This window comes from Cytobacillus sp. Bac17 (assembly GCF_024519925.1).
GTDB lineage: Bacteria > Bacillota > Bacilli > Bacillales > Cytobacillaceae > Cytobacillus > Cytobacillus pseudoceanisediminis.
In genome coordinates this window covers 1-360 of record NZ_JALJRC010000118.1, presented here as the reverse complement: position 1 = coordinate 360, position 360 = coordinate 1, and the positions used below count along the sequence as shown (strand labels likewise).

The 360-nt window shown below is 53.6% G+C and carries 1 protein-coding gene; it reads right to left on the bottom strand.

The window, feature by feature from the left end:
- Nucleotides 1-42: 42 nt before the first annotated feature.
- Nucleotides 43-360, bottom strand: a 318-nt coding sequence (locus NR125_RS30355) for a hypothetical protein (protein WP_256816902.1), incomplete at its 5' end; no start/stop codon positions are given.

Sequence of the window (360 nt, the reverse complement as noted above, 5' to 3'; positions counted from 1 at the left end):
ATTAAATCCCCCCTCCTTCCTCCCTTCCCCTCTCTCTTCTTATTAAATCCCCCCTCCTTCCTCCCTTCCCCTCCTCTTTCTCTCCTTCTTTTCCTCCTCCCCCTCCTTCTCCTCTCCCCTCCCCTCCTTCTTCCCCTCCCTCTCCTCTCTTCCCTCCCCTTTCCTCTTCCCCCTTCTCTCTTTCTTTTCTTCCCCTTTCCCTTCTTCTTCCTCTTCTCTCTTTTCTTCTCTTCTCCTCCCTCTTCCTTTCTCCTCCCTCTTTCTTTCCCCCCCTCCTTTCTCCTGTTCCTTCCCCTCTTCCTCTCTTTTTTCCTTTTCCCTCCTTCCTCCTTTCCCCTTCTCCTCCCTTCTCCCCCTCCC